1 protein-coding gene is annotated in these 9,288 nt (G+C 77.6%); it reads left to right on the top strand.

From position 1 onward, the window contains the following. Window positions 1-9,288: S1 family peptidase (locus KIK08_RS34520; protein WP_214407524.1), on the top strand; the 9,288-nt coding region annotated here is incomplete at both ends.

A 9,288-nucleotide genomic window follows, 5' to 3' on the forward strand; every position in this document is an offset into this window, starting at 1 on the left:
GGCGCGGCGACGGCGCCCCCGGCTCGGGGGCCGCCGGCGACCGCGCAGGAACTGGCCGCCGCGGTCGCCGAGCGCGAGGCGCGGATCGCCGGGCTGCCCGCGGACCGGTGGACCGCCGAGCAGTTGCCGCGCCGCGACGCGCTGGTCAAGCGGCTGCACCGGGTGGTGCAGCGGCTGGGCCGGGTCGGGGCGACCTCGCCGCACCGCGCGGAGTTGCTCGCCCACGGTGCCGGGTTGCTGGCGGCGCTGGACGTGCACGTCGCGACCGCGGCGAAGGCCGGGTGGAAGGCCGACTGGCGCGGGGGGATCTCCCCGTCGCACCGGCGGCTGTACGTGCCGATCACCTTCGCCGCGACCGGCCAGCTGCTGTTCGGCATGTACTCGATGGCGCTGTTCGGGGGAGCGCACCACGTCGCCGAGCTCGTGCCCGACGGGGTGCTGCTCACCGGCGCGCTGTTCGGCCAGGTCGTGGGCATGCTCGCGGTGGGCCCGCTGTGGGACAAGCTGTCCGCCCGGCTGCTCACCGTGACCTCGCTGGTCGGCACCGCGGCCGCGCTCGGGCTGTTCGGGGTGGCCGGCGACTGGGTGCCGGGCTACTACCTGGCCGCGGCGCTGGCCGGGGTGGCCGGTAGCGGCAACTTCTACGTGCTGGCCAACCTGCAGGAGTCGATCGGGCGGACCACCGAGCTGCGCCGCGCGCACGGCGAGAAGCCGCGGCTGAGCGACGGCGTCATCGGCCTGTCGATCCTCGGCGTGGTCACCACGCTCTCGGCGATGCTCACGATCTCGGAGCTGTTGGAGCCGATCTCGTTGCACCTGGCCCTCGGCGTGGCGGCGGCCGTCACCGTCGCGCTGGCGGTCGCCGCGTTCCTGGTGACCCCGGCCGAGCGGTTCGACCGAGCGGCGGCGCCGTCGCTTGCCCAGCTGTTCATCCGGCCGTTCAGCACGGTCCTGCACAACCGGTTCGCGCTGGCCGTGGCCGCGGTCTACGGCACCTACGCGTTCACCCTGGGCGCGATCGACTCGGTGTGGCGGTTCTTCTTCGCCACGGTCGGCGCCCCGGGTTGGCTGACCATCACCGCCGGGTGGGCGTTCGTCGGGGGCGGGGTCCTGCTGGCCGGGCTGTTCGTGCGCGGCGACCTGGGTCGCGGGGCCGGGCTGCTGCAGACGCGCCCGCGCGAGTTCGTGGTCTCCGCCGCCGCGCTGATGGCCGCCGGTGGCCTGGTCGTCGCCCTGACCCAGCACCTCGGGCTGAACCCGGCGATCGGCGCCGTCGTCGGGCTCTACATGCTGGAGGTGACCTCCACCGGCAAGCTGCTCGGGCTCAACGTGGTGATCAAGCAGACCGATCGGCTGGCCGCGTCCGAGAAGCAGGCGACCAAGACGGCGGGCGGCCTGGTGAAGGCCGTCATGCAGGTGCTCGGGTCCTTCGCGGCCACGACCTCGTGGGCGTCGGGCGGCTGGGACCTCGTCTCCGCATTGGTGGCGCTGGGCGGGGTGCTGACGTTCGCCGCGGCGACCACCGTCGACCCGCGTTGGTTGACCGGCTTCCCCTCCCGGCTGCGGGCCGTGGCCGCGTGGGTCGGCGCGCACCGGTCGGTCCGGATCGGGCTCGCGGTGGCCGTGGGCGTGCTGGCGGTGCTGGGGCTGGGTGGCGACGCGCACGCCACCGGCGGTGGCGGTGGGGGCCTGGTGGCGACGCACGACGCCGCCACCGCCCGCACGGCGATGCAGACGCGGGCGGAGACGCTGTACCAGGCGTCAGCGCCCCTGCGGCGGTGGCGGAACCCGCACCTGCCCAGGGGACCGCCCGGTGTGCGGGTGCGGGTCGTACCGGCCGCGCTGCGCCCGGCGGGCGCCGAGGGCGTGCTGGCGTTCGGCTACCAGCCCCGAGGTGTCGTGCTGGTCTTCGACGACGTCCTGGCCGGGATCGGGGCGCTGATCGCGGCGGGACGGCTGCCCGCGCACTGGTGGCGGCAGCTGCTCGTGCACGAGCGCGACTTCCACCTGGCCGGCACCGAGCACACCGGCGACCGGCACGACCGCGACGCCGACCGGTTGGCCGAGCAGTTCGTGGCGGCGGGCCCCGCGCCGCCCACCGGTGTGACGCGCGGGTGGGTGGCGGGTCAGTTGCGGCTCGGCGGGAGCGCGCACGCTGCGCCGGTCGGCGCCGTCGCGGTCGGCGCCTCCGGCGGGGTGCGCATCGGCGACGAGGTGTGGATCGCGCTCGCGGCGAGCTCGGTGTTCGTGACCGGTTTGCTGGCGATCGTGCTCAGGCCGCGGTCCGGGTCCGCGGCGGCGGACTCCGCGCAGGGCGCCGGAACCGGGCAACCGACCGGGTGGCGCGTCGGCCGGACCGCGCGGCGGTGGGCGGCCGGGGTGGCCGCGGTCGTGCTGCTGGGCGGGGTGCGGGGCAGCGCGCCCGTGGTGATCGACTACCTGCCGGCGCCGGACCCGGCCGTGGTCCGCGCGGAGGAGGCCGAGCGGCGGGAGCTGGCCGCGGAGTTCACCGACCGGGGGTTCGTTTCCCGCGGCGCGGTGGCGGGTCGCGGCGAGGTGCTCGCACTGCCCGACGCGCGCGGTGACGAGCTGCTGATCGGAGTGGCGCGCGACCCGGTGATGTCGCTGCTCGACGAGTTGCGCGCGTTGACGTTCTCCCGGGACCTGCCCACCGACGGGCTCAGCGCCCCCAGGGCCCTCGGGACGTCGGCGGATCCGTGGCAGATCGTGCGGGCGTGGCGGAACCGCCCGGAGCTGCCCTACGCCCGGGCGGGAGCGCTGGAGCAGTACCTCGTGTCCTACGAGCTGCTGGCCGGTTCGAAGACGACGGTCGCCCTGCTGGTGGTGCGCACCGAGCTGGGGGCGTGGCTGGTGCAGTCGCAGCGGGTGACCGCCGCCTACGCCGCGGCGGCCGCGGGTGCTGTCGGGGCGGGCCCACAGACGGCCGGCGACCTGGTCGAGCGCGTGGCGCGGGCGGTCGTACGGCTGCGGCTGGCCGGTGGTCGGAGCCTGGGCAGCGGGGTGCTGGTCGACCCCTCGGGCACGGTGCTGACCGCCGGGCACGTCGTCGACGGGGCCCGCAGGCGGGGCGAGGCGATCGTGGCCGAGATGTGGGACGGGCGCACGGTCGGCACGCGGGTGCTGGACATGCCCGACGCCGACGCGGTGCAGCGCCGGATCGAGCGGGTGCACGGACCGGGCGCGTTGTCCGGGCCGCTGAGCTACTCCGGTGCGGACCGGGTCGACCTCGCTGCGCTGCGGCTCACCCTCGTCCACGACCGCGGGCCGCTGCCGTCGCTGCCGGTCGCCCGGACGCGCCCCGCGCTGGGCGAACCCGTGTTCACCGTCGCCTACCCCGGTGCCACCGACACCACCCAGTACCTGACCGTCGTCGGTGGGCCGGTCGCCCCGTTCCGGGCGTTCGGCGAGAACGACCGGCCCGACCTGAAGGACCTCGGCTTCCTGGGCTGGTCGTACGGCGGTGCCTCCGGTGGTGCCGTGGTCAACTCCCGCGGCGAGCTGGTGGGCCTGCTCACCGGCGGGCTGCTCGACGAGGCCGGCGTGACGTCGGTGCACAGCCAGGGCGGTCCGGAGATCACCGCCGTGGTGGTCGACATGCTCCGGCAGCAGCGGCGCCGGCAGCCCGGTTCCGGCCGACGCGTTCCGGGCCACGGGGCGTCCGGTGCCGGAAGTGGGTCACCGACCGGCGGACCGCTGGCCGTGCTGTACACCCCGGACGAGGTCGATCTGGTCGGTCGGGCGCTGGCTGTGCTGGCCGAGGGCTCCGCGGCGCGCTGGGCGGGCGACCCGGTGTCGGCCCGCGGGCCGCCCGAGCTGGGCCTGCGGCCGCACGAGCGGCTGCTGGAGGTCGACGTCCCGGCGCTGGCGAGCGCGGCGGGCATCGACCCGGTGCGGGCCGAGGACCTCCTGGCCCGGATGGTCGCCTTCGGCGTCCGCCACGGCGACGTGCACGTGATCGCGGTGCCGGTCGGGCGGGTCGACGACCTGCTGGGCGCCCGGGCCTGGGCCGACGTGCTCGACCACGAGCGCCGCTTCCACCTCGACCCGGACGCCGTGCACGACGACGCGGCGCACACGACCGCCGCCGCGGACGTGCTGCTGCGCATCGCGGCCGAGCAGGGCCGGCACGCGGAGCGGGTCGCGCGGCTGCTGCTGCAGCCGGAGCAGTTCGGCCCGGACACCGCGGACGTCGACCGCTGGCTGGTGTGGAGGAGCCTGGGCCTCGGCCAGGCCGTCGGGCTCCGCCGCGAGGTGTGGGAGATCGTCTCCGACACCGCGCTGCTGGACGAGGCGCTGGCCGGTCCGGCGGGTCGGCTGGTGCCGGCGGACCGGCGCGCGGAGCTCGTCGACTGGGCGCGGCGGGCGCGGGTCGACGGCGAGTTCCTGCGCGACGCGCAGCGGGCCCTCGAGCGGGCGGCGTCGTGGCCGCGGTCGACGCCGGGCCTGCTCGACGACCTGCGCGGCCTCCTGGTTCGCCTCGACGCGCTGCCCGATGGCGACTTCGCGCGCAGCGACCTGCGCCGGATGCTGCTCGTCGAGATCGCCGAGCTGTCGGTCCGGCCGACCCCCGAGCTGCCCGCCGACCACTTGCTGTTCGCCGCCGCCCCGCCGGCCTGGCTAACCGACCCCACCGCCCTCCCGGCGCCCGACGGGCCCCCGGTCGCGCTCGACCACCTGGCCGCGCAGGTCGCAGGCGCGCTGCGCGACGGCGCGCCCGAGCGCCTCCGGGAGGTGCTGGAGCAGGTCTGGTCCCCGGTCGAGGCGGTGCGTGATGCCCTGATGGGCGAGCTGTCGACCGGCGAGCGGCACCGGTTGCCGGAGACGCGGCTCGACGAGGTCGCCCACGCGCTCGACCTGCTGGGCAAGCTCCCCGGCTGGGGCGTCGCCGTCCCGGCGGGCCTTCCCGATTCGGTGGCGGCGAAGGTGTCCGCGCTGCGGGAGACGGCGGTCATCGGCCGGATCGCCGACGCGCGGTCGGCCGGCCTGTCCGTCCCCCGCTACTGGCGCGCGGTCTTCGGCGAGCTCGGTGCGCTCGCCGCCGAACCGCCCCGGCGTCCTTCGCGGTTGCGGTCGACGGCGCTGCGCGTGCTGCTCGAACAGCTGGACGTGCCGCTGGATCAGGAAGCCGACTGGGACTGGTTGCGGCAGCGGCCCGAGTGGCTCGACCGGGCGCTCGGCTCACCCCGTTGGCTGCGGGGAGCGTGGCGGCAGGCCGCGCGCCGCGAGCAGCTCGCCCTCGTGCTGGCGGTGGCGGCGACCGGTGCGCCGTCCTGGATGACGTTGCTGCCGCACCGCGCGCGGTCCTACCCGTACCTGGACGCACTGGTCCGCTACCACATCTCCTGGCAGACCGAGGACGTGCGCCCGGCGGTCGCCGAGGTGATCGCCGCGATGCCGGCGGAGGGCTGGCGCTCCGAACGCCCCGGCTTCGTCGGGGCGTGGGCGGGCCTGGTCCGGGAGATCGTGCGGGCCTTCCAGCTGGACGGCCGGGTGGTCCCCGCCGAGGTGCGCGCGATCGCCGCGGATCTGGCGGGCACCGTCGCCGGGACGGGCTTCGGCAAGGCCGTGACGGCCGAGGTCGACGCCGCGGCGGCGCGCGTCCGGGCCGCCACCGACCGGGCCTGGTTCGACCGCGTGGGCCTGGCCGGTCAGCCCATGGCGGCCGGGTCGGACGCGATGACCGTGCTCGTCGGCCACCACCGCCACAGCGGTGCGGTCTTCTCCCGGCTGATCGCCGTGTACGCGGCCGTGAAGGGCGGCGTCCCCGGCAGGAGGGCCTTCGAGCGCGCGTGGAAGGCGCTGCTCAGGGGGCGGGACGGGCGGATGCCGACCATCGCCCGGGCGCACGTCCCCGTCGACCTGCCGCGCCGGGTGCCCGGTCCACGCGGCGACCTGGACGTGCTGATCGGCGTGTCCCGCGACCCGCTGGAGATCCTCGAACTCGGCTACCCCGACCTCGGCTCGTCGTGCCTGGACTGCGTGTACGGGGTGATGCGCCAGCACGCCCAGCAGTACGTGCTGCACCCGGCGGTGGTGGTGCTCTACGCGTGGCAGGCGTTGCCCGACGGCACGCGCGGCGCGCGGCTCGCCCGGATCGCGGTGGCGCGGACCGACGCGGGGCTGCTGCTGCTCGGCAAGCGCGTCCAGACCGACCTGCAGCTCGTCGACTTCGGTCCCGCCTTCCGGGACTACCTCGGCCGGTGGGCCGCGAGGGTCGGCCTACCGGTGCTGTCGGTCGGCGAGAGCTACCGCCAGCTGGGCATCGAGCGCAGCGACCTCACCCGGAGCAGCCGGACGGTGCGGCTGCCGGCCGCGCCGTCCGTCGGGGTCCACGAGTTCTACGCCGACGGCCTGCAGGGGTACCGGGCGGTGCGGCTGCCCTTCACGGTGACGACGGACCTGCTGTGGGAGTGGCGGCCGGAGGGCGCGGTGGGAGCGCTGTCGACCAGTCCGCTCTCCACCGAACACCGGCAGGCGCTGCACGACGCCCTGGTCCGGTTGCGGGCGGCCGGTGGCGTGGCGGTGGGCTCCCCGCAGGGGCGCGGCCCGCCGGAGGCCGACGAGGTCCTGTTCACGCCGACGGCGGCGTCGGCGGCGCGGGAGCTGCGGGCCGGCGGGATGCCGGCGGCCGAGGCGTCGGCGCTGGTCGATCGCGTCCTGGCGGTCAGCTGGCGCGACGGCTCCGTCGCGGTGATCACCGTGTGGGCCGAGCGCCTGCCCGAGCTCAGCGCGTCCGGTGGCTGGGAGCTGGTGCTGGCCCACGAACGCGGCCTGCACCTGGACGCCGCGCCGGACGGGACCCGGACCGGGCACGACGAGCACGCCCGCGAAGTGCTGGACGTGCTCGCCGTCCTCGGGTACCCGGCCACCCCGCCGTCCCCGGTCGCGCCGGCCGCGGTCGCGCCGCGCAGCGCGCTGGGGCTGCTCGGGCCATCGGTGCTGCTCAGCACGGCGCTCGCCGCACCGACGATCGCGGAGCTGCTGGGCGCGCCGATCGCGGTGCAGGCGGCGGGGCGCTGGCTGCTGATCGGGCTCGCCGCGTGGGGCCTGCTCAGGTGGGTCGCGGAACCGCAGCGGGCCGCGCCGACCGTGCCCGCGCCGCGACCGGCGCACCTGATCGCCGCCGAGCTGGTCGCCCGCCCGCTGGGCGCCGCCACGGTCGCGGAGCTGGCCGAGGTGCTGCGGATCGGGCCCGCCGATGTGGTCGCCGCCGTCCGCGGGTCGTCGCTGCTGCTGCTGGCCGGCCCGGGGGAGCCGGCCGGGGAGCAGCTCGTGCTGCTGGGGCGGGGCCGGGCCGAGGCGGCGGCCCGGACGGCGCCCGCGGCGGACGTGGACCTGGTCCGGGTCGAGGACGGCGCACGGCACCGGCTGGCGCACGACTCGACCGTCATCGGCTCGCACCCCCGCGGCGCCGTCCGCACGGCCGGGGACGGGCTCGGGGTGCTCGAACACCGCGCGTCCGGCTGGCACCTCGTCGCCGGGGCGGTGGGCGCGCCGGCCCGGGTGGCAGGGCGGCCGGCCGCGGCGGTGCTGCCGGTGGCGGTCGGGGACGAGGTCGTCGTCGGCGGGGAGCGGTTCCGCCTGGAGAGGGCCGGTCCGCCCGTCGCCGACGCGTCCGCGCCGCCCATGACGACAGCACCGGAGCAGGCCCCGGAGCCCTCGTTCGTGCCGACGGCCTTCCAACTGCTCGTGGGCGGCGCGCCGCTGCTGGTGGTGGCGCTGTTGGCCGGCCACCTGCCCCCGGTGGCGTCGCTGCTCGCGGGGGTGGGGGCGCTGCTGCCGGTCGTGGCCCTGGTCGTGCGGACGCGGCTGACCCACCGCCTCCCCCTGCTGGCGATCGCCACGGCCAACCTGCTCGTCCCGCTGTGGATGGCGCTGACCGGGCGGCTGCCGCTGCCCGAGGTGGTCACGGGCGCGCTGGGCGTGGCGGTGCAGCTGGGGTGGCCCTTCGCCGCCGCGTACCGGGCGCTGCGGTACCGGGGCCCGCCGGCGGACCCCGCGCCGCCGCGCGAGGAGGGGGACGGCCCGGCCCCACCGGGGCGCGCGCCTCCCCGTGCGCTCGCGGCGCCGGTCGTCCTCGCCGACCCGTCGCTCCCGCAGTGGCTGCTCGACGGCGTCGCGGCCGCGGCCAGGCCCGTGGTGCTGGTGGGCGCGGCCCTCGGGGTGCTGGCCGTGGTCGTGCGGACGGGCGCGGTCCGGCGGCTGGAGGACGTGCACGACCGGGTCGAGGACCTGCTCGACCGGATCGACGACGATCGCGACCGCGTCCTACGCGGCGCCGCCCCGGCTGAGCTCGGCGGGGTGGCCAGGGCGCTGGACCAGGTCGCGGCCGCGCTGCGCTCACCGCTGCTCGCGGCGGCCCCGCGGCGCCAGCGCCACGACGAGCGCGACTCCGTCGCCCTCGCGAGGGCCCGGCTGACGGCCGTGCGCGCCGCGCACGTGTTCCTGCGGCAGGCCCGAGGCGCGGCGTCGCGTTCCGAGGTGCGGCCTGGTCGTGCCGCCGCCGTCCACGCCCTGGACGGCGTGCCCGATCCGGTGGACTGGACCCGGCGGCTGCGGGCCCGGGTCGACCGGGCGTTCGCCGGGCTCCCGGCGGGGCTCGGACGCGCAACCGCGGCCGAGCGGCGGGCCCCCGCGCCCCAGCGGCCGGCCGCCGTCGCGGACCGGGTGCCGGCCCGGTCGTGGTGGCGGCTGCTGATCGTGAGCGGCGTCGTGACCGCGGTCGCGGTGATCGCCCTCATCGCGACCGGGAAGGACGCCCGCGCCGACCCGCCGGGGCGGTCCCCGCCGGCCGCGGTGGTGGTCGCGCCCGCCGCGGTGGGTTCGCCCGCCCCCGCTCACCGGGTGGTCGTGACCCAGCGCGGCGACACCTACTCCGGGCTGCGCCGGTTGCTGGGGCTGCCCGCCGCCGCCTTCGGCGGCCGGGACGGTCGGATCCGGCCCGGCACCGCGCTGGCGATCCCGGACGGGGAGTTCCGCGACGGGCGGGTGGAGGTCCGCCCGGGCGACAGCCTCGACTACTACCGCCGGCTGTTCGACCTGCCCGACTACCGGGCGATCACCGCCCTCGACCCGCGGCGGTTCGGGCCGGGCTCCGACCCGGACCTCATCCGGGTCGGCGAGCGGCTGCGGGTCGTGCCGGCGCTGCCCCGGGCCCCGGCCCGCCCCCACCCCGCCGACCCGGATCCGGGCGCCCCGACCGCGCCGCCGGGAACGCCCGGGGTGCCCGGCACACCGTCGTCGCCGTCCGCCACGGCCCCCACCGCG

This window comes from Pseudonocardia lacus (assembly GCF_018531445.1).
In the GTDB taxonomy this organism is placed as follows: Bacteria; Actinomycetota; Actinomycetes; order Mycobacteriales; family Pseudonocardiaceae; genus Pseudonocardia; species Pseudonocardia lacus.